The 18,405-nt window shown below is 60.7% G+C and carries 21 protein-coding genes, 1 tRNA gene and 1 pseudogene; 12 read left to right on the top strand and 11 right to left on the bottom strand.

What is annotated here, in order from left to right:
• Nucleotides 1–133: 133 nt before the first annotated feature.
• The 3 genes and pseudogenes from QM600_RS06990 to QM600_RS07000 all read left to right on the top strand — a co-directional run bounded on the left by QM600_RS06990 (nucleotide 134) and on the right by QM600_RS07000 (nucleotide 1,743).
• Complete coding sequence (locus tag QM600_RS06990) at nucleotides 134–601, top strand: MarR family winged helix-turn-helix transcriptional regulator (protein WP_283260732.1); 468 nt, start codon at nucleotides 134–136, stop codon at nucleotides 599–601.
• A pseudogene (locus QM600_RS06995) lies at nucleotides 585–1,655 on the top strand (MFS transporter). The gene QM600_RS06990 and the pseudogene QM600_RS06995 overlap by 17 nt, the downstream one beginning before the upstream one ends.
• A 12-nt stretch (nucleotides 1,656–1,667) precedes the next feature.
• Nucleotides 1,668–1,743: transfer RNA gene (locus QM600_RS07000), tRNA-Lys, on the top strand.
• Between the two features lie 117 nt (nucleotides 1,744–1,860).
• Here QM600_RS07000 and QM600_RS07005 read toward each other — a convergent pair.
• From QM600_RS07005 to QM600_RS07015, 3 genes are all read right to left on the bottom strand, one after another.
• The gene (locus tag QM600_RS07005) at nucleotides 1,861–2,337 is read right to left on the bottom strand and encodes a CPBP family intramembrane glutamic endopeptidase (protein WP_283260762.1); all 477 of its coding nucleotides are present in this window, start codon (nucleotides 2,335–2,337) and stop codon (nucleotides 1,861–1,863) included.
• Complete coding sequence (locus QM600_RS07010) at nucleotides 2,337–2,684, bottom strand: hypothetical protein (RefSeq protein ID WP_283260733.1); 348 nt, start codon at nucleotides 2,682–2,684, stop codon at nucleotides 2,337–2,339. Before QM600_RS07010 ends, QM600_RS07005 begins: the two co-directional genes overlap by 1 nt.
• Before the next feature lie 105 nt (nucleotides 2,685–2,789).
• Nucleotides 2,790–3,347, bottom strand: a complete 558-nt coding sequence (locus QM600_RS07015) for a TetR/AcrR family transcriptional regulator (RefSeq protein ID WP_283260734.1) — start codon at nucleotides 3,345–3,347, stop codon at nucleotides 2,790–2,792.
• Nucleotides 3,348–3,458: 111 nt separating this feature from the next.
• On the opposite strand from QM600_RS07015, the gene QM600_RS07020 reads away from it, so the two are divergent.
• Both QM600_RS07020 and QM600_RS07025 read left to right on the top strand, forming a co-directional pair.
• Complete coding sequence (locus QM600_RS07020) at nucleotides 3,459–3,932, top strand: DUF4334 domain-containing protein (protein ID WP_283260735.1); 474 nt, start codon at nucleotides 3,459–3,461, stop codon at nucleotides 3,930–3,932.
• Between the two features lie 23 nt (nucleotides 3,933–3,955).
• The gene (locus tag QM600_RS07025) at nucleotides 3,956–5,044 is read left to right on the top strand and encodes an NAD(P)-dependent alcohol dehydrogenase (RefSeq protein ID WP_283260736.1); all 1,089 of its coding nucleotides are present in this window, start codon (nucleotides 3,956–3,958) and stop codon (nucleotides 5,042–5,044) included.
• A 13-nt stretch (nucleotides 5,045–5,057) separates the two neighbouring features.
• On the opposite strand, the gene QM600_RS07030 is transcribed toward QM600_RS07025, so the two are convergent.
• Nucleotides 5,058–5,657 (bottom strand): hypothetical protein, encoded by a 600-nt coding sequence (locus QM600_RS07030; RefSeq protein ID WP_283260737.1) that lies wholly within the window; start codon nucleotides 5,655–5,657, stop codon nucleotides 5,058–5,060.
• Nucleotides 5,658–5,691: 34 nt separating this feature from the next.
• Complete coding sequence (locus tag QM600_RS07035; protein WP_283260738.1) at nucleotides 5,692–6,084, bottom strand: MmcQ/YjbR family DNA-binding protein; 393 nt, start codon at nucleotides 6,082–6,084, stop codon at nucleotides 5,692–5,694.
• Between the two features lie 100 nt (nucleotides 6,085–6,184).
• Here QM600_RS07035 and QM600_RS07040 point away from each other — a divergent pair, with 100 nt between their 5' ends.
• Nucleotides 6,185–6,631 (top strand): hypothetical protein, encoded by a 447-nt coding sequence (locus QM600_RS07040; protein WP_283260739.1) that lies wholly within the window; start codon nucleotides 6,185–6,187, stop codon nucleotides 6,629–6,631.
• A gap of 100 nt (nucleotides 6,632–6,731) precedes the next feature.
• A complete protein-coding gene (locus tag QM600_RS07045) occupies nucleotides 6,732–7,331 on the top strand; it encodes a DUF937 domain-containing protein (protein ID WP_283260740.1) in 600 nt (199 codons plus the stop codon).
• Nucleotides 7,332–7,333: 2 nt separating this feature from the next.
• On the opposite strand, the gene QM600_RS07050 is transcribed toward QM600_RS07045, so the two are convergent.
• A complete protein-coding gene (locus QM600_RS07050; RefSeq protein ID WP_283260741.1) occupies nucleotides 7,334–8,593 on the bottom strand; it encodes an MFS transporter in 1,260 nt (419 codons plus the stop codon).
• Between the two features lie 98 nt (nucleotides 8,594–8,691).
• On the opposite strand from QM600_RS07050, the gene QM600_RS07055 reads away from it, so the two are divergent.
• The 5 genes from QM600_RS07055 (at nucleotide 8,692) to phoU (ending at nucleotide 14,823) form a co-directional block, all read left to right on the top strand.
• The gene (locus QM600_RS07055) at nucleotides 8,692–9,570 is read left to right on the top strand and encodes a LysR family transcriptional regulator (protein ID WP_502942902.1); all 879 of its coding nucleotides are present in this window, start codon (nucleotides 8,692–8,694) and stop codon (nucleotides 9,568–9,570) included.
• 214 nt (nucleotides 9,571–9,784) lie between these two features.
• Nucleotides 9,785–10,744, top strand: a complete 960-nt coding sequence (locus tag QM600_RS07060) for an acyl-ACP desaturase (protein ID WP_283260742.1) — start codon at nucleotides 9,785–9,787, stop codon at nucleotides 10,742–10,744.
• Nucleotides 10,745–10,825: 81 nt separating this feature from the next.
• Nucleotides 10,826–11,968 (top strand): tRNA dihydrouridine synthase DusB, encoded by a 1,143-nt coding sequence (gene dusB, locus QM600_RS07065; protein ID WP_094271266.1) that lies wholly within the window; start codon nucleotides 10,826–10,828, stop codon nucleotides 11,966–11,968.
• A 157-nt stretch (nucleotides 11,969–12,125) separates the two neighbouring features.
• On the top strand, nucleotides 12,126–14,054 hold the full coding sequence (locus QM600_RS07070) for an LCP family protein (protein WP_283260743.1): 1,929 nt from the start codon (nucleotides 12,126–12,128) through the stop codon (nucleotides 14,052–14,054).
• Between the two features lie 73 nt (nucleotides 14,055–14,127).
• On the top strand, nucleotides 14,128–14,823 hold the full coding sequence (gene phoU / locus QM600_RS07075) for a phosphate signaling complex protein PhoU (protein ID WP_283260744.1): 696 nt from the start codon (nucleotides 14,128–14,130) through the stop codon (nucleotides 14,821–14,823).
• 57 nt (nucleotides 14,824–14,880) lie between these two features.
• Here phoU and QM600_RS07080 read toward each other — a convergent pair whose 3' ends face one another.
• The 5 genes from QM600_RS07080 to QM600_RS07100 form a co-directional block, all read right to left on the bottom strand.
• Complete coding sequence (locus QM600_RS07080; protein ID WP_283260745.1) at nucleotides 14,881–15,627, bottom strand: SDR family oxidoreductase; 747 nt, start codon at nucleotides 15,625–15,627, stop codon at nucleotides 14,881–14,883.
• 100 nt (nucleotides 15,628–15,727) lie between these two features.
• Complete coding sequence (locus tag QM600_RS07085) at nucleotides 15,728–16,483, bottom strand: urease accessory protein UreD (protein WP_283260746.1); 756 nt, start codon at nucleotides 16,481–16,483, stop codon at nucleotides 15,728–15,730.
• A complete protein-coding gene (gene ureG / locus QM600_RS07090; protein WP_283260747.1) occupies nucleotides 16,483–17,244 on the bottom strand; it encodes an urease accessory protein UreG in 762 nt (253 codons plus the stop codon). The genes QM600_RS07085 and ureG overlap by 1 nt, the downstream gene beginning before the upstream one ends.
• Nucleotides 17,237–17,911, bottom strand: a complete 675-nt coding sequence (locus QM600_RS07095) for an urease accessory protein UreF (protein WP_283260748.1) — start codon at nucleotides 17,909–17,911, stop codon at nucleotides 17,237–17,239. The genes ureG and QM600_RS07095 overlap by 8 nt, the downstream gene beginning before the upstream one ends.
• A 5-nt stretch (nucleotides 17,912–17,916) precedes the next feature.
• Nucleotides 17,917–18,405 (bottom strand): amidohydrolase family protein (locus tag QM600_RS07100; protein WP_283260749.1); only part of this gene is annotated, 489 nt, incomplete at its 5' end.

Raw genomic sequence — 18,405 nt, forward strand, 5'->3', positions numbered from 1 at the left:
GATCTCAACGCAGGCCTACCTACTTGAACAACCAAAGGTACTATTTATTCCGGACAAAGGTCCCAAAATCAGGGATTTTTGGATCAATTACACAGTTAGGCTGCCTAATTTAGAGGCGGCTGAGGAGCTAAAGATGACCCAAGACGAGATCCACGTCCTGTGGGAAGACCTCGGAGTGTTCACACGACGCCTACGCACCGAACGCAGCGAACGCGGCCTCAGCCCCACCCATATCCAGGCCCTCGGACATCTCAACCGGAGCGGACCGATGACCGCAAAAGATCTTGCGCAACTCGAGCGTGTCACGCCCCAATCGATCGCCAAAACGATCATGACCCTCGAGCAACAGAGGATGGTGACCCGTCGATCAGACCCGTCGGACGGCCGCGCCAACCTCATCGACCTCACCGAATTGGGGACATCGACACTCCGCGACGACCGGCTGCAACTGACACAGTGGCTTACTGACGCGATGGATGCCGAGTGCACCGACGCCGAGCGCGATCTTCTCCTTATCGCCGGAAGAATCCTGCGCAGACTCGGCCACTCCACTTCCCCACAATCCCCATCAGCCCATCCTCGAACTGCCTCGAAACCGTGACGGACACAGACGGGCATCGCCACCACGAGCGTCCGTCCCCCTTCGACTGAATCTCGCGCTGGGATCCGGCGCACGATTCCTGCAGCCACTGAATGGCACAGCGTGGGTGATCTCCGCGCTCTATATCGCCACGGCTGTTACCGCTCCGACTGCCGGGCGTCCTCAATCCTCGGAGCCAAGCGCACCTACCTCGCCGGCCTCGGTCTGATCGCCGCCGGCGCGATCCACGGATCACTCGCCCAGTCGTTGGGCTGGCTCATCGCCGCACGAATACTCCTCGGAATCGGAACGGCGACGCAGTATCCCAACGCCATGACCGTCGTCCGCCGGTATGCCGATCAGCACAACGCTCAAACACGTTCCGCAATAGCAACACTCACTATCTGTGCACAATCCGTCGTCGCAGTATCCGCAATTCTGTTCACACTGTGGGAGCGTCGAACGGCCACACCGTTCATCGACGTCCGCGCAGTCGCGGCCAACCATGCATTGAGCATGACCCTCAGCCGCACTCTCCTGACCTACACGCCGTTCTACTGCATCTTCTTCGGACTCCCCCAGGGCTACAGGTCGCCTGCGGCCTCTCGCCCACAAACGCCGGCCTCTTCATGCTTCCCATCGCCGCCGTAGGAATCGTCTCCACGATGACCGCATCCCGGACCTACGGCCGCTACGGCGCGCGAACCACCCTGCTGATCGGAACCGCAGCACTGGCCGTCGGCGGACTTCTCGTCACGTTCGTGGAATCGAGCAGCACTCCCCTCGTTGTCCTTCTTGTCGTCGCCGCGATCCTCGGCATCCCGAACGGCTCCAACAACATGGGCAACCAGAATCTCGTCAACTCCGTGACCACCTCCGCGACGTCGGGACGGCTATCGGCCTTTACCGGACTATCCAGTGCATCGGAGCCAACCTCGCGGCCGTCGTCATCGAACTGACCATGCGTGGGACCATCAACGACTCCGGTTTACACCGCACCGGAGAAGTCATCATGATCATCGGAATCACCCTTCTAATGGGGGTGGTGTTTTCACGCTCTCTGCGGTCTGGTTAGACTCTGCGCCGCGCCCCTATAGCTCAGTTGGTAGAGCTACGGACTTTTAATCCGCAGGTCGTAGGTTCGAGTCCTACTGGGGGCACCATATTGAACAGGCTCTGCCTGTTCACATTGTGGGATGCACATGTTCGGATCGGCGGGAGTGGCCACAGAGTGGTCACTCCCGCCTTTTTATTACGTGTCGCGAGCGAAACTGCAGACGTCAGAACGCGAGGAACGCCGCGTTTCCTGCTCTAGCTACGGTGAACAGAGTCCAGTCGTTGATGATGTGCGCACCGGAGGAGACCCACAGGTTCTTCGTGCGAATGTAGGCCAATGTCAGGATAATTCGAGCGCCACCGATGACGACGAAGGCCTGAGCGAAGTTCCAGTCGTAGGTCGGCAGGTGCGCGGCAGCGAACCACAGCGAACTGATCAGCCAGGCCGGCAGGATCGCATTCTGGCGTGAGAACTTCGCCTTCGCGAACAGGAAGTACATCACTGCGAGGAACGGGATGATCGTGAAAACGTCCTCACCGATCAACTGGAAGAAGGTTCCGACGTAGAACGCCAGCGTGCCCAAGCCACCCGCTTCTCCGGCACCTTCGAGAACATCATTTGCAGCCGTACCGAAGATCGACTGGACGATCAGAGCCAGCACGAACGTCGCCGCGATATTGAGAACCGCGAAACCGATCATCACCAGCACATCATCACCAGCACATCGTGACCGCGCACCTTCCGGAACAGTGCGCGCCAGTGATCCTTGGTCACCACGGCCAATACGACGAGCGGGATGGTCACGAACAGAATCCGCGGGATCAGCGCCACGAAGTTGTTGGGCTGCGGAGTGAGAACGAACGCCAAGAAGCCGACAACAACGGACGACACTGCGAGGATCCACTGCTTCACCGTGAGTGCGGCGGGCACATCGTTGTAGAACGGGAAGTCTGCATCGTCGCGACGCTCGATCAGGCGGCCGAAACGATCATTCGGGGTCTCTGTTTCACCTGTCGGAATCTCATGTGTACCGGACCGACCGCTCACAGCTTGCCCTTTTGTGTAGTTTCTGGACCTCAATAATCGCAGTTTCCACCAAAATGGCATCGTCGGCGCGCTCAGGAATCTCCCGAAACAGGTGCGTCAGCGCAGTCAGGAACTCGTGATCAATCGCCGGACTGATTCGACAGCCGTCTGCCTACGCTGAGCGGGCGATCGAGATGTCTTCCCTCCGTACGGAAGCGCCAGAGTTCGGGCTATCTCTGTGATCACGAATAATAGTTCCGGCGCATTCCAAGCGGGATCTATGTGCCCCTCCGCCTGGCCTTTGCGAATCTCTGCAATCTTCGGTCGCAGTGTCTTGCTTCGTAAGTCGTTCTCGCTCATGACGTCCGGCGCTTCGAGATCCGCCCACTCTTGCAAACGCGCATTCTCGGGGTGCGCCAGATAGTTGTCGAAAAGCCGACCGACATATCCGGGCAGGTCGTCGCCGCGAAGGGCTGTCTCGGTAGAGGTCTCGACCGTCCACTGCGCAGTGACAGCGGCAAACAACTCTTCCTTGCTCGCGAAATACGCGTACAGGCGATCTTTGCTGGCGTGAGCGTCGGCGGCAATCCGATTTATCCGAGCGCCCGCCAGGCCGTACTTGGCAAATTCTTCCTTCGCGGCCGCAAGAATGCGGACCCTGGTCGCTTCCCCGGCTGAACGCATGTGAACAGCCTAGAACGAATTGACCGTTGCCGAACCATCTGGTTCGGCGTAGCGTCCGGAGTTGGCGAACAGTTTGGTTCGCAAACTTAAACTCCGACCGCAAGGATCCCCATGAATCTCGACGAGGCCCGCACCGCATTCACTCAGCTCCGAGCAGCCGAAAGTGGTGTTTCACCTGCGGAACTCGACGAAATCTGGGCAGCGCTCGACACCGTCGCCGCGGCCGACATCCTCGGAGAATGGAAGGGCGACGACTTCGCTACCGGCCACCGGCTACACGACGCACTGGCCGCGACCCGCTGGTACGGAAAGACCTTCAACTCGCTCAACGACGCCAAGCCTTTGATCTGCCGCGACGAAGACGGCAACCTCTACTCCGACATCAAGGGTGGCAACGGAGAAGCGAGCCTGTGGAACATCGAATTCCGCGGCGAAGTGACAGCAACGATGGTCTACGACGGAGTATCGATCTTCGACCATTTCAAGAAGGTCGACGAGCAGACTCTGATGGGGATCATGAACGGCAAGTCGAAGTTGGTGTTCGACAACGGTCAGCACTACTACTTCCTGCTCGAGCGAGCTTGATTCGCGCCGAAGAAGAATTCGTTATGCAGATGACAGCTGCACTGTCTCGCGGTCCGGAATCACCGTTCGCACTCGAAACCGTCCAGATCGACGATCCCCGCGCTGACGAGATATTGGTACGCATTGTCGCAACAGGACTGTGCCACACAGATCTCTTCACCAAATCCCTGCTGCCGGAAAAGGTTGGCGCCTGCCTGTTCGGGCATGAAGGTGCGGGAATCGTCGAGGCTGTGGGATCCGAGATCACACACATCACCGAGGGCGATCACGTACTCCTGAGCGTTCGCAGTTGCGGTGCATGCCGCCAATGCGTCGACGGACACCGAGCGTATTGCGAACGCTCCCAACAACTCAACAGCTCGGGCGTTCGCACTGACGGTTCCTCCCCGGTCCATCAGAACGGCGCGCCAATCAGAGCCGCCTACTTCGGGCAGTCCAGCTTCGCGCAATACGCGATCGCGACGGCTGACAACACGGTCGTGGTCGATCCGTCGATCGACCTGACCGTCGTAGCGCCACTGGGTTGCGGATTCCAGACAGGTGCCGGCGCTGTACTCAATATGCTTCGGCCCGAACCTGATTCGACGTTTGTCGTCTTCGGAGTCGGCAGCGTCGGGTTCGCTGCCCTCCTGGCCGCACGAACAGCGGGGGTCAGCACCGTCGTCGCAGTCGACCCGGTGGCGGAACGTCGAAAACTCGCGGAAGAGTTCGGCGCGGCCACGGTCGATCCGGCAATCGACAACGTCGTCGATGCCGTGCGTGCTGCCACCGACGGCGGTTCCACACATTCACTGGACACCACCGGGATCGGCACAGTCATCAATCAGGGTGTCGCATCACTGCGTGCACGTGGAACGCTGGCCGTGGTCGGGCTCGGCGCACGCGAAGTCACTCTGAATATGGCCGACATCATGCTGAACGGGAAGACCGTTCGCGGGTGCGTCGAAGGCGACTCGGACGTCACGACTTTCATTCCCCGACTCGTCGAACTCTTCAACGCGGGCAGCTTCCCGATCGATCGCCTGGTAACGCCCTATGCATTCGCCGACATCAACCAAGCCCTCGCCGATCAAGCCTCGGGAAAGGTGATCAAACCCGTCCTCTTGTGGTGAACCAAGCGCCGGTTCACTTTTCGAGATTCGGACTCTCGACATTGACCTCGGGCTCAGCTTTCTTGCCGTCGCCCTTCTTGCCGGCGCCGCGCATCTTCTCGAGTTCCTTGCCGCGCTTGTTGTACATGTACCCGAGAAAAATGATCCCGAGGAACAGAGCCACACCGATTACAGCGCCCAGCACCGAGGCACCGCGGAAGCCGGGGCCGTCGACGTCGAGGACACGTTCGCCGGCATGCGCGGCACTACTGTTGCCGAGCACGATGCTCAGTGTCAGCAGGTTGGGCAAAGCGAAAATCACGCCGAGCACCAAAGCGCTGATCTGCATTACACGAGCGTGCTTGCGCTTGCGTACCTGCCAAATCGCACGGAAGAAGAGCAGCGGAACCAACGTGCACACGAGCCCGAACATCACGCCCCACGCAATGCCGCCACTGAAACTGCCGTCGGCGAGCGACGCAATCCGCTGAGACCACCAGCGTGGAAGGAGCGCGGCGAGAATCAAATAGGTGATGACCAGCACTACCGCCGCGACAGCGATTCCGATGGCCTTCTTCGCCCACGGCGGCATTCCGGGTGCAGTTGTAGCCGGTGATGTTTCCGGTGTCGTCATGACAAATCCTCGTTTTGGTTCGGCGCTGTTGTTGTCACGAATCTAACTGTTGTCTGCCGCGGGTATCCGCATCGAGCACAATTCGGGCAAGCCGCTTGGGTGCCACCAGTGTGTAGGAGGTGTAGATCCATTCTTCGAGTTGATCCCACAGTTCTTCGGGGACGTCGGCACCGATGTCCAGAACGACCCAGCCGTGCCTCCCCAACCCGTAGCTCGCCGGGCTGACAAAGGACTCCGTAGCCACAACAGCTTCGGCCTCTTCTTTGCTCAGCTTCACCGTCAGAGACGTCGCTTCGACATTGCAGAACACGAAGTTCTTGCCCCGCACCCGAAATGTGGGATGTCCGTCCCACGCCTCGATGTCGACGCGCTGAGCCTCGGGAAGACTCAACGAGATCTCCTCGAGCCGAACCATGTTGTCCGTCATGACAGACGATTGTGCACGTAGTTCTCGGCGCATCCCACCCGTAATCGCGTTAGGCTCCCGTTGACCGCGTTAGACGACCTCAATCCTTCGGGAGAGTGGCATGCGTACGTTTGTTCATGTGGTGCTGCTGATCTGCGGCATTGCCATTGCAGTCGGCTCGTTCATGTCGATATTGGCCGGCGTCAAACCCATCAACGTCCGCCTGGAGGATTTGAGAGACGGGTTTCCGGTGGGCTGGGTGATCGAGCAGATCGGCGAACAATCCGTGACGTTCTATCGATCGATGATGATCCTGCTCCTTGCTGCCGCAGTGCTGATTCTCGTTGCCGCGCTGTTCGGCTCACGCATCGCGGCCTGGCTGGGAATCGTTGTCGGTTTGGGGACGCTGGGCACGTTCTATTACCGCGTGAACGACCAATTCGGCAACGTCATCAGGGAAAACTACTCCACAGTCCTGACCAATCAGACAGGATTCATTTTGACCGCCGGCGGTCTGATTCTCGCGCTTCTCGCCTGCCTGGTTCCTCGCGAGAAAGCCGGATCCTGACCACAGAGCAACCTCAGGGTTACTCGAGAGCCGAACATTGACTAGTGTCTGCATCAACCGGGTGCTGACCAAGGAAACACCCCAGAAGAGGTAGGCATCAATGGCTTCGCTTGACGACCTTCTGTCACAGATCCCGATCGACCAGATTGCGCAGCAACTGGGCGTAGATCGTGCAACTGCGGAAACTGCAGTGAAATCAGCACTTCCGACGCTTGTCGGCGGTCTCGGCGCCAACGCACAAGACGAGGCCGGAGCAGCTTCACTCGAGAGCGCATTGCAGTCGCATGCGAACACCACAATTCTCGACGACGGCATCGACATCAGCAAAGTCGACACCGAAGACGGGCAGAAAATTGTGGCGAATATTTTCGGCAACAACACTGATCAGGTCGCCAGCACTCTCGGCGGAGTTGGCGGTGGCAACGATCTGGTGAAGCAACTACTCCCGATCCTGGCACCGATCGTCCTGGCTTACCTCGCCAAGCAGTTCACCGGCGGCAACGCAACGCAGACGCAGGCTTCAACCGGCGGTGGCGGCGGCATCGGCGATCTGCTGGGCGGATTGCTCGGCGGCGGCAATTCCGGCGGCGGCAATTCCGGCGGCGGCATCGGCGGCGCACTGGGAGGCCTCCTGGGAGGCTCCGGCGGAGGCGGTATCGGCGATCTGCTGGGTGGGCTTCTCGGCGGCGGCAAGAAGTAATCTCACAGTGCGGCGGCTCCCGAACCGGAGTCGCCGCACTGACTTGAGCCGACCGGCGCGGATCTGAACATCTTCAGCGACAACGCCATTGCCACGAGCATCAAGCAACCGACAAAGATGCTGACCCCATTCCACCCGCCCGCAGCGTAGGCGACTCCGGCCACGACACCGGCCACCGACGAGCCCCCGTAGTAGGCAAACAGATAGAGCGCCGACGCCTCCGCCCGATGAACCTGGGCAAGCCTTCCCACCCATCCACTGGCCACGGAGTGTGCAGCAAAGAATCCGCCGGTGAAGAGCAGCATTCCCACCAGAGCCAAAGCAAGAGTGTCGGGAATCGTAAGTCCCAGGCCCAATGCCGTCACCGACACGGAGCCCAGCAGCACCCATTTCCGCCCCAACCTGTCCGCGGCGATGCCGGCTACCGACGAGGTAAATGTTCCGGCGAGGTAGAACAGGAACACCAAGCCCACAACAGCCTCGGAAAGACCGAAAGGTGCACTGGAAAAACGAAATCCGAGAAAATTGTAGACCGACACAAATGCGCCCATCATGATGAAACCCAACATGAAGAGCGTCCGTAACGATGAATCTTCAAGGTGAACACGAAGATTCGCGACCAACCTTCTCCGAGAGACCGACTGAGGCCGGAAGAACTGCGATGCCGGCAAGGTGCGAATCATGATGAGCGCAAACACCGTGGAAAGCACTACGACCGCGAACAAAGCCCAGTGCCACGAACTCACATCGATCACCGCCGACGGGATCAGCCTGCCGATCAATCCGCCGATCGTGGTGCCCGCGACGTATCGACCCATCGCAGCGCCCAAATCCTTCGGATCGATCTCTTCTGCCAGGTAGGCCATCGCAACTGCGGGAATGCCGGCCAGTGCAGCACCTTGGAGCGCCCGACCTGCCAGGAGAATCTCGATCGTCGGACTGAGAGGCAAGAGTAGGCCGATCACGCATGAGGCGACGGCCGAGAAGATGATGACTCGGGTTCGACCGTACCGCGCGGACAGAGCACTGGCCGGAATGATCGCCAACGCCACCATTCCCGTGGTCACCGAAACGGAGAGCGCCGACACCGCCGGCGAGACCGTAAATACTTCCGCAAATGCCGGCAGTAGCGCCTGCGCCGAGTACATCGACACAAACGTCGTCAACCCGGCAGCGAACAGTGCAAGAGTGACGGCCCGGCATCCGACCGAGCCACGCCGGTGCGGCACGACATTCGCGGCGACTTCTGCCGAAACACTCATCGAATTACCTCCGTCGCAAATCCTCCCGCCTCGCGACAACAAAAGAAAATGCATGAATGTCTGCTTCTATATGCCTCAGACGCATATAGATTCAGGGTGTGATGCTGACCGAAGATCTCGAATGGTTTGTCGTACTCGCCGAAACCCAGCAGGTCACCGCCACGTCGGACCTCACCCATCTGTCGCAGCCCACACTGTCCCGCAAACTCGCACGACTCGAACAACAGATCGGAGTGCCGCTGTTCGACCGCCACGGGCGCCGACTCACACTCAACCACTACGGCCGAATTCTCTACGAACATGCCGGTAGCGCACTGAAGAATCTCCACGATGCGCAGCGTCGGATCGACACGCTCCGCAGTCCCGACATCGGCACCGTTCGGCTCGACTTTCTCCATTCCTTCGGAACCTGGCTGATTCCGCGGATGCTGCGGAGCTATCGGGGCGCACATCCCGGTGTGCGGTTCGAACTTCACCAGGACCGCGCACAGTTCCTGACCGATCGCGTCTGTGCCGGCGAGACCGACCTCGCCATCGTCTCCCCACAACCGGACAACCCGCAGCTCGCCTGGACACAGATTGCGCAGCAGCAACTCGCTCTTGCCGTACCCGCCGGGCATCGGTTTGCCGAACTGCCGCGCGTCGAACTCTCGCAGGCTTCGGGCGAACAGTTCATCGCCATGCAATCCGACTTCGGTATGCGAAGAATTCTCGACGAAATGTGCGCCGCTGCTGGTTTCACTCCCGAATTCGTATTCGAGAGCAGCGAACTCGCCACCGTCGGCGGTCTGGTCTCGGCATCATTGGGAGTCGCGGTCATGCCGATCCAGGATCCGCCCATCTGGGCGGAGGGAATTGTCTATGTCCCTATCGCAGGCGCCCAGCGCAAAATCGGCCTCATCTGGGCTGACGACCGGGCATTGCCCCGGCCTGCACTCGAATTCCGTGACTTCGTGCGCGAAAATATTTGGTCCTGAAATTCACACACACAACCTCACCAGTAGGTATGATTTAAATCACATGTGGCCGGAACGGATCAGGCAATACGGTCGATCAACGAAACTGATCAATCAGCATCTAGCTACGGGTCGGTAACATTCGATCCGGGGGGAAATTCATGCCATTCTCTTCAAACCTACGGTGCCGTAGGCTGGGGCGAAGTCGAGCATTCACTCAACACGGAGGCAATCAATGACGAGGAATCTGACGCAGCTCGAACTGCTACAGGAACTGCAGCCGGTTGCGGAAGAGAACGTCAACCGCCACATCTCCATGGCAAAGGAATGGCATCCCCACGACTACGTCCCGTGGGACGAAGGTCGCAACTTCGCAGCCATGGGCGGCGAAGACTGGAGCCTCGAACAGTCGCAGCTCGGTGAAGTGGCTCGCGCCGCGATGATCACCAATCTCCTCACCGAGGACAACCTGCCGTCGTACCACCGTGAGATCGCCGAGAACTTTTCACAGGACGGCGCTTGGGGCACCTGGGTCGGCCGTTGGACCGCCGAGGAAAACCGTCACGGCATCGTGATGCGCGACTACCTCGTCGTGACCCGTGCCGTCGACCCCGTCGAACTCGAACGCCTCCGCATGGAACATATGGTCACCGGCTACAACCCGGCCGTACCGGACGACGGAGCCGGCGTGCTGCACTCCGTCGCCTACGTGACGTTCCAGGAACTCGCGACGCGCGTCAGCCACCGCAACACCGGCAAGGCCTGCAACGAACCAGTCGCAGACAAGATGCTTCAGCGCATCGCTGCCGACGAGAACCTGCACATGATCTTCTACCGCAACATCTGTGCCGCAGCACTCGACCTCGCGCCCGACCAGACGCTCAAGTCCGTGTCGAACATCGTGCAGAACTTCCAGATGCCGGGCAGCGGCATGCCGAACTTCCGTCGCAACGGGGTCCTCATGGCCAAGCACGGAATCTACGATCTTCGCCAGCACATCGACGAAGTTATCTGGCCCGTCCTGCGCAAGTGGAACATCTTCGAACGCAACGATTTCAGCGCCGAAGGCGAGAACACGCGTGAGGAGTTGGCGGCATACCTCGAGAAACTCGATGGTCAGGCAACCAAGTTCGAGGAGCAGCGCGATCGCATGCTCGCCCGCGAGGCAGCAAAGCGCGAACAGCAGGCTTCTTAATTTCACCAGCTATTCTGTGCCCGGTACCGGATTCGGTACCGGGCACTTTCAATTGTCAGAAATATTTGTTCAGAGGTAGTCATGTCATCCCTTCGTATCGGTTCACTCGAGCTACACAGCCCCGTGGTCCTCGCACCTATGGCAGGCGTCACCAACGTCGCCTTCCGCACGCTCTGCCGTGAACTCGAGCTGGAACGGGCCGGCAGTACTTCCGGTCTCTACGTCTGCGAGATGGTCACGGCACGCGCTCTCGTCGAGCGCCAGCCGGCCACCTTGCACATGACCACCTTCGGCCCCACCGAAACTCCACGTTCCCTGCAGCTGTATACCGTCGATCCGGACACGACGTACGCCGCGGCCAAGATGATCGTCGACGAGAACATGGCCGATCACATCGATATGAACTTCGGCTGCCCGGTCCCCAAAGTGACACGTAAGGGCGGCGGCTCAGCGCTGCCGTACAAGCGCCGTCTGTTCGGGCAGATCGTCGCGGCTGCAGTCCGCGCCACCGAAGGCACCAAGATCCCGGTCACGGTGAAGATGCGCGTCGGTATCGACGCCGACCACCACACGCACCTCGACGCCGGGCGCATCGCTGCAGCTGAAGGTGCTGCCGCGATTGCTCTCCACGCCCGCACCGCGTCGCAGCGATACTCCGGAACTGCGGACTGGAACGAGATCGCCCGCCTCAAAGAACACGTCACAGACGTTCCGATCCTTGGCAACGGCGATATTTTCGACGCTTCCGACGCGGCCCGGATGATGGACGAAACCGGATGCGACGGCGTCGTCGTGGGCCGTGGATGCCTCGGACGCCCGTGGTTGTTCGCCGAACTCAGCGCTGCGCTCAACGGCCAGACCATCGCCACACCTCCGACGCTCGGTGAGGTCACCAAGATCATCGCCCGCCACGCGCAGCTTCTGGCCGCGCACCACGGTGAGATGAAGGGACTGCGTGAGCTTCGTAAGCACGTTTCCTGGTACATGCGCGGCTTCCCGGTCGGATCGGATCTGCGGGTGTCGATGGCACTGGTCAGCACATTGACCGAACTCGACGATCTTCTCGGTCAGCTCGATCACGACGTGCCGTTCCCCAAGGACGCCGAAGGCCCCCGCGGGCGCCAGGGCTCCCCTGGTCAGGTGGCTTTGCCCGACGGTTGGCTCGACGATCCCGAGGACGATGTGGTGCCGGTCGGCGCCGACATGATGCACTCGGGCGGATAACTCTCAATGTGAATTCGGTCGATTCGTCGGCTTTCTGAGTGGATAACTCAGGATTCACCAGTAATATGGCTCCAGCTTCGCCAAAAGGTGTTGCAGTACAGCGAAAAACAGAACGAACTGTCCGAATCGGCAGTCGACGACGGGACAGGTTGCATCGGTGGGTGATGATCACGACTCGGGTCCGCCTTCGCCCGAAAGCCGGGCACCGTGGGAACGGCCACTCGCAGATCAGCGATACCGCAACCGCCGTGCGGAGCGCCCGAAACCGGTACCTGAATCCGAGCCGAAAGGGTCGGGAACAGAACGCCGAATCGCAGGCCTGTTCGGTCGACGCGACTCCCCCAACACCGAAGACAGCATTTCGGTTGCGGAACTCGTCGCCCGAGTAGGCGACGCACCGACCGATTCGAATCTCCACAGTGGACCCGTTCCACCACCCCCGATAGCACCGGCTGCAGCTGAATGGATTTCCAGCGAACCGCCCACGTCTGCCGCTCCTCGAGTCGTCAACGCAACCGGCGGTAGCAGGCTCGCGCTGAACAAGATCAAGCGTCGTAAGCGCCTCAAAGTGATCAACAGATCAGCCGTCGCGTTCATGGCCGTGATGTCTTTGACCTTGACGGGCGTCGTCTGGGGCTACCAGCACGCGACCGACGGCAAGTTCGAACAGATCGCAGCACTCGATACCAACTCAGACGACATCGTCGACGCACTGGGCCAACTCGGCGACGAAACCTATTTGATCGTCGGTACCGACACACGCGCCGGAGCCAGTGGCACGATCGGCGCCGGAACGGTCGACGACGCCGAAGGCGCCCGAGCCGACACCGTGATGCTGGTCAACATCCCAGCCGATCGAAGCCGCGTTGTCGCCGTCTCGTTCCCCCGCGACCTCGACGTCGACCGCCCGATGTGCAAGGCCTGGGACAATGACACCGGCACTTACACCAGCGAATACTTCCCCGCCGCGAGCGGTGAAAAACTGAATGCAACGTATGCACTCGGCGGACCCAACTGCCTGGTCAAGGTCATCCAGAAGATGTCCGGGCTCAAGATCGGCCACTTCGTCGGCATGGACTTCGCCGGATTCGAGCGCATGGTCGATACCGTCGGCGGCGTCAATATCTGTTCACCGGTCCCCATCGAAGACGGCATTCTCGGCACTGTCCTGCCGACCAGCGGCAACCAATTGCTCGACGGCCGGACCGCACTCAACTACGTCCGCGCCCGCCACGTCGAAGCCGAGGGCAACGGCGACTACGGACGCATCACGAGACAGCAGAAATTCCTGTCCGCTCTCCTCCGGTCGGCGCTGTCCAACCAGGTTCTCCTCAATCCCGGCAAGCTCAACGGTTTCATCAACGCCTTCACCAGCGACACGTTTGTCGAGAACATCGATACGAAGTCACTGGTCACGCTGGGTCGATCGTTGCAGAACGTCGACGCCGGATCAGTCACGTTCCTGACCGTCCCCACCGACGGCACCAACGACTGGGGCAACGAGATCCCCCGGACCGACGAGATCAAAGCCCTGTTCCAGGCAATCATCGACGACGAACCCTTGCCCGGTGAAGAGCGGCCCGAAGACGACGCACCGACGTCGAGCAGCGCGGCACCGTCGACGTCGAGCGCACCACTGCCCGATGCAACGACGGTCGAAGCAATGAGTGCATACAACGTTTCCATCGACGTCTCGAATGCATCAGGAATTTCCGGCCGAGCTGCAACCGTCGCCCAAGACCTCGAGACCCAAGGCTTCCATGTCGCCAATGTCGGTAACGCCGCTGCGGCCACCGGCCTGACCAACGTCAAGTCCACACAGACTGTGGTGCGATACGCGCCCGGCTACGAAGCCGAAGCCGCGACAGTGGCCTCCGCAGTTCCCGGTGCTGTCCTCGTGGTCACACCGAGCATGGGCGAGATGGTCGAGCTTGTGATCGGTAGCGATTTCTCCGGAACAGTCGTCGCGCCGGCCGATCCTGGCACAACGCTCTCGGCCGAACCGAAATCCGTGGACACCAGTGCCTCGACATCGTTGTCTCCCGACATCGCCGCAGTCAATGCCGGCGACACCGCCTGCATCTGACGAGCAGATCATTCATCTTGCGTTCACCTGTCGCTGGTGACTTGGTCTTTCGGGGCACGTAGGCTCTGACCTCATGCGCGTGGCTTACAACGAACAGATGACCGAGCTTGCTGACATGCTCGGCGAGATGGCAGGACTGGCAGGTACCGCCATGGAGCGCGCCACCCAGTCGCTGCTCCAAGCTGACCTCACCCTTGCCGAGCAGGTGATCGGAGAGCACGACAAGATCACCGAACTCAGCACACTGTGCGAGGAGCGTGCCTTCGCGCTGCTCGCCTTGCAGGCTCCCGTTGCCGGTGATCTTCGATCGGTCGTCAGCGGAATCCAGATCGTCGCCGACATCGACCGCATGGGCGCCCTCGCCCTGCACGTCGCGAAAATCGCGCGTCGTCGTCACCCCAACCATGTGCTTCCGGAAGAAGTCAACGGCTACTTCGCCGAAATGGGGCGTATCGCCGTGTCCATCGGCGCAGCTGCCAAGGAAGTTCTCGAATCTCGCGATCCCGAGCGCGCGGCACGTCTGGTCGAAGACGACGAGGCGATGGATGATCTCCACAGCCACCTGTTCACCGTCCTCATGGATCGTGAATGGAAGCACGGCGTTGCCGCTGCCATCGACATCACGTTGCTCGGCCGCTTCTACGAGCGCTTCGCCGACCACGCAGTCGAGGTCGGCCGACGAGTGATCTTCCTCGTAACCGGGAAGCTGCCGGAAGAACCCGAGAAGATCGAAAAGGTCGACAAGCTGACCTCGTACCCGAATCTGTAAACACTCCACAAACGTGAGTTGAAGGCGGCCGTGCACCGTGCACGGCCGCCTTTCCTATCAGCGTGCGCTCAACCACTCTTCCAACGTGGGACCCGCGGACGTCGACCCCGGTCCGGGGAGCAAAGCTCCACCGCGCATGGCTTTTCCGGCACCGGGTATCGATATCGGAATCAACAACTTTCGCTGACCACGGCGTCGCAAGATCGTGCGTGTCATCGCCGGAATCTCCAGGTCCTCGGGTCCGGCAAGATCTGCCGCGCGCCCCGACGGACCTTGCTCGACGCAATTCAGCAGCGTTCGGGCGACAGTCTTGGCTGCGACCGGTCGCGAGAGCATCCGCGGTACCAACGCCAGTGGACCGAAACCCATGAGGGATACGGTCTTTTCACCGAACTCGAACCATTGTGTCGATCGCAGAATCGTGAACGGGATTCCCGACGCTTCCACAGCGCGTTCTTGCGCTGCCTTGCCTTGGTAGTACCCAAAGGATTTCAGTCGAGGATCGTCGCAATTGACGATCGAGAGCAGCACATGGTGTTTCACCCCGGCCTTGCGTTCGGCCCCGGCAATATTCTCTGCCGCCGATTCGAAGAACGCCACAGCCTTCTTTGCACTGTTGGTGACGTGATCGCTGAGGTCGACTACTGCGTCGACACCATCGAACGCCGCGTCCACACCCATCCCGGTACTGATGTCGACGCCGGTCGAGCGGGCAGCAATCACCACATCGTGGCCTGATTCCCTTGCCTGAGTGACAACGAGTTTGCCCATCAAGCCTGTTCCGCCTAGAACTGCAATCCGCATCATTGCCTCCGTTGACACATTCTGCCTTGTTCGCGTCAGTCGCGACATGAGACAGACGAGGTAACTACCCGGAATGTGACAAGCGGTCAGACCACGCTGTTCAGACCACGCTGTAGCGCCTGGCTACCGTCGCATACCAGTCCGCGCAGATCTCCTCCAAGGCAGCGGTCGCCTCATGGGCATGATCTGTAAGCGCGCGGGCCAACATCCCCGGACCGGACAAAGGCGTGACGTGCCTGTCGACAGTCTCTGCGGTCTTCATCCCCAGTAACATGGTGGTGCCGAGTACCCGGTGCCCACCGAGGACACCGGGAAGGCTGCGGCCAGAAACACTTCGTAGATCCAAGGTCTCCACCAACAACGGCGTCCCGTCGACGGTGATCCGTTGATCCGAACGTAAGGCGCCACCGATCTCCCCCGTACGACCCAGCACAACCATTTCGTCGAGCAGAGCAATCGCGTCAGTTTCGAGTGAAATATCAATGCGCCTACTGACATTCGCGCCGCCCGCCACCACGAATGGCGCCGCCCGCCACACCAATGCGCCGCCCGCGCCCACCCGGGCAGTTGCCGTCCACGACGCATGACCGCCGCGCGCGTTGTACGCCACGGTGCCCGACGGTTCGATCACCTCGAGGAAAGTGCCCGGCGCCACGTCGAATTCGATCCGAAGGTCGTCACCGGCCAACAGCGTTGCACTGTGCCCTACCAAGGCAATTCGCACATGCCGCCCGTGGGAGCTCACAAATCGTGGGGCCAGGAAGTCTCCGGAGATCAACTCCGCGGCGGTAGCGGTATCCCCGGTTCGTTCGACGACTATCCTGGTTGCCCCAGACACCGGCGCAGACGTATTCATCAGTGACTGTGAGAGTGACTGTGCCCGTGACCATGTCCGTGCTCATGATCTTCTTCGTCTGCGTGGAAGTGCGGCGCCATCGGTCCCGGATCCTGGGGAACATGGCTACCGGCGCGATGAGCGGCGATGACCTGACGGATCCAGGCGCTGAGCTGATCGATGGTTGCGTGATCCTTCTGACTGAGCGCCAAGACTGGAAGGCCGTCACGTGCGGCGGTCGCATCCGCGACCATCAAGACTGCGTCGACATCGACATACGGAGCGAGGTCGATCTTGTTGACCACCAAAAGATCCGCACGCTCGATACCGGGGCCGCCCTTGCGTGCGACGTCACCGCCGCCGGCAACATCGATGACAAAGATCTGAGCATCGACCAGAGCCGGGCTGAAAGTAGCCGTCAGATTGTCGCCACCGCTCTCCACGATCACCATGTCGAGAGGGTGAAATTCACGCTCGAGATCTTCCACCGCAATGAGATTGGGCGTGACGTCATCTCGAATTGCAGTGTGCGGGCAGGCGCCGGTCTCGACGGCGACAATGCGCTCGATGGGTAGCACGTTTGCCGCACGGAGCAACCGCGCGTCCTCGTCCGTGTAGATGTCATTAGTGACGACCGCGATCTCGAATTCAGCTGCCAATTCACGGCAGATGGTGGCGATCAGCGTGCTCTTACCCGTCCCGACGGGACCGGCAACACCGAGTCGCAATCCTCGGGCTGCAGTTACGGTGTTCGGCGCGGGGGTGTTCAGATTGTCAAGCACGGAAAATCCTCCTGGATCGGGCGTTGTGTTCGAGTGACCATTGTTCGACCAACGGTCCGGTAGTTGCAGGTATGTCTGCGGCGCAGTCCACTTCGACTGCGGCCCGAGCAATTCTCTCGATGGTCGGGGCAACCTGCAGCAGCCACTCGACCGGTTCTGCCGGATCCACCGGCAGCAACTTCAATGCCGCCGACGCCACAGTTTGAGCGTCGTCGTACAGGCATGATCGGGCTGCCGCCGTATCGTCCATGCCGGCGACGGCAGTGAAGACTCCCAGCGCCAACGGCCGCATCGGATGACCGGGCAGCGCCATCAGCAGTTGCACCGCATGATGCTGCGGCCACAACCTCGAAGCCAATCTGGCGAGCCCCCGGCCGAGTTGAATCGAGGCCTCGCGCAATGGCGCGCTGGGCGTGCGGGCAAGCAGTTCGTTCGAAATGGCTTCGAGTTCGCTTCCGCTTCCGCCGCTGACCGCCCAGCGCCTCGTGACGACTGTTGCCGCAGCTTCGACGACACCAACCGTTTCAAGGCGGCCCCGGATGAAATCCGGAACCTGACTTTGGCGCAGACCAGCCGCCAATGCCGGTTCCAGCCCCGACGAGTGTGCATGCCCGCCTGTCGGTAATCGCCCGTCTGCCAGCAGCATCGACGCGATCTCGGCGGACACCGGCGTCAGAACAGCGTGTAGCGCTGGGCCATCGGCACTACGTCGACGGGATTGGGCCGGATCAGATCACCGTCGACCTTGATGGCAAACGTCTCCGGATCGACGTCGATGGAGGGCAGTGCCGTGTTGTTCGGCATGTCGGCTTTGGTGAGGTGCCTGGTGGGCCGGACTCCGGTGAGAGTTCGTTTGAGGCCAAGCCGATCTGCCAATCCATCCTCGATGGCCATCGGCGAGACGAAGGTCGTGGACAGGTGCGGAGCCGAACCCGGCGCCGCCGCGATGGCCGGCCGAATGAACACCGGCTGCGGCGTCGGGATCGCGGCATTGGGATCACCCAGTGGCGCAGCAACAATCGCACCACCCTTGATCACTGCGGCCGGACGAACTCCGAAGAATGCCGGATCCCACAGCACCAGGTCTGCCATCTTCCCGGCCTCGATCGAGCCGACCTCATGGTCGATACCATGCGCCACCGCCGGGCAGATCGTGTACTT

It is taken from the genome of Rhodococcus sp. IEGM 1379, assembly GCF_030056815.1.
Taxonomy (GTDB): domain Bacteria; phylum Actinomycetota; class Actinomycetes; order Mycobacteriales; family Mycobacteriaceae; genus Rhodococcus_F.

Excerpts from the sequence above, each read along its gene's own strand:
- QM600_RS06990 (WP_283260732.1), top strand. The coding sequence starts at position 134 with ATGACCCAAGACGAGATCCACGTCCTGTGGGAAGACCTCGGAGTGTTC.
- QM600_RS07005 (WP_283260762.1), bottom strand. The coding sequence starts at position 2,337 with ATGATCGGTTTCGCGGTTCTCAATATCGCGGCGACGTTCGTGCTGGCT.
- QM600_RS07015 (WP_283260734.1), bottom strand. The coding sequence starts at position 3,347 with ATGCGTTCAGCCGGGGAAGCGACCAGGGTCCGCATTCTTGCGGCCGCG.
- QM600_RS07020 (WP_283260735.1), top strand. The coding sequence starts at position 3,459 with ATGAATCTCGACGAGGCCCGCACCGCATTCACTCAGCTCCGAGCAGCC.
- QM600_RS07025 (WP_283260736.1), top strand. The coding sequence starts at position 3,956 with ATGCAGATGACAGCTGCACTGTCTCGCGGTCCGGAATCACCGTTCGCA.
- QM600_RS07030 (WP_283260737.1), bottom strand. The coding sequence starts at position 5,657 with ATGACGACACCGGAAACATCACCGGCTACAACTGCACCCGGAATGCCG.
- QM600_RS07035 (WP_283260738.1), bottom strand. The coding sequence starts at position 6,084 with ATGACGGACAACATGGTTCGGCTCGAGGAGATCTCGTTGAGTCTTCCC.
- QM600_RS07040 (WP_283260739.1), top strand. The coding sequence starts at position 6,185 with ATGCGTACGTTTGTTCATGTGGTGCTGCTGATCTGCGGCATTGCCATT.
- QM600_RS07045 (WP_283260740.1), top strand. The coding sequence starts at position 6,732 with ATGGCTTCGCTTGACGACCTTCTGTCACAGATCCCGATCGACCAGATT.
- QM600_RS07050 (WP_283260741.1), bottom strand. The coding sequence starts at position 8,593 with ATGAGTGTTTCGGCAGAAGTCGCCGCGAATGTCGTGCCGCACCGGCGT.
- QM600_RS07060 (WP_283260742.1), top strand. The coding sequence starts at position 9,785 with ATGACGAGGAATCTGACGCAGCTCGAACTGCTACAGGAACTGCAGCCG.
- dusB (WP_094271266.1), top strand. The coding sequence starts at position 10,826 with ATGTCATCCCTTCGTATCGGTTCACTCGAGCTACACAGCCCCGTGGTC.
- phoU (WP_283260744.1), top strand. The coding sequence starts at position 14,128 with ATGCGCGTGGCTTACAACGAACAGATGACCGAGCTTGCTGACATGCTC.
- QM600_RS07080 (WP_283260745.1), bottom strand. The coding sequence starts at position 15,627 with ATGCGGATTGCAGTTCTAGGCGGAACAGGCTTGATGGGCAAACTCGTT.
- QM600_RS07085 (WP_283260746.1), bottom strand. The coding sequence starts at position 16,483 with ATGAATACGTCTGCGCCGGTGTCTGGGGCAACCAGGATAGTCGTCGAA.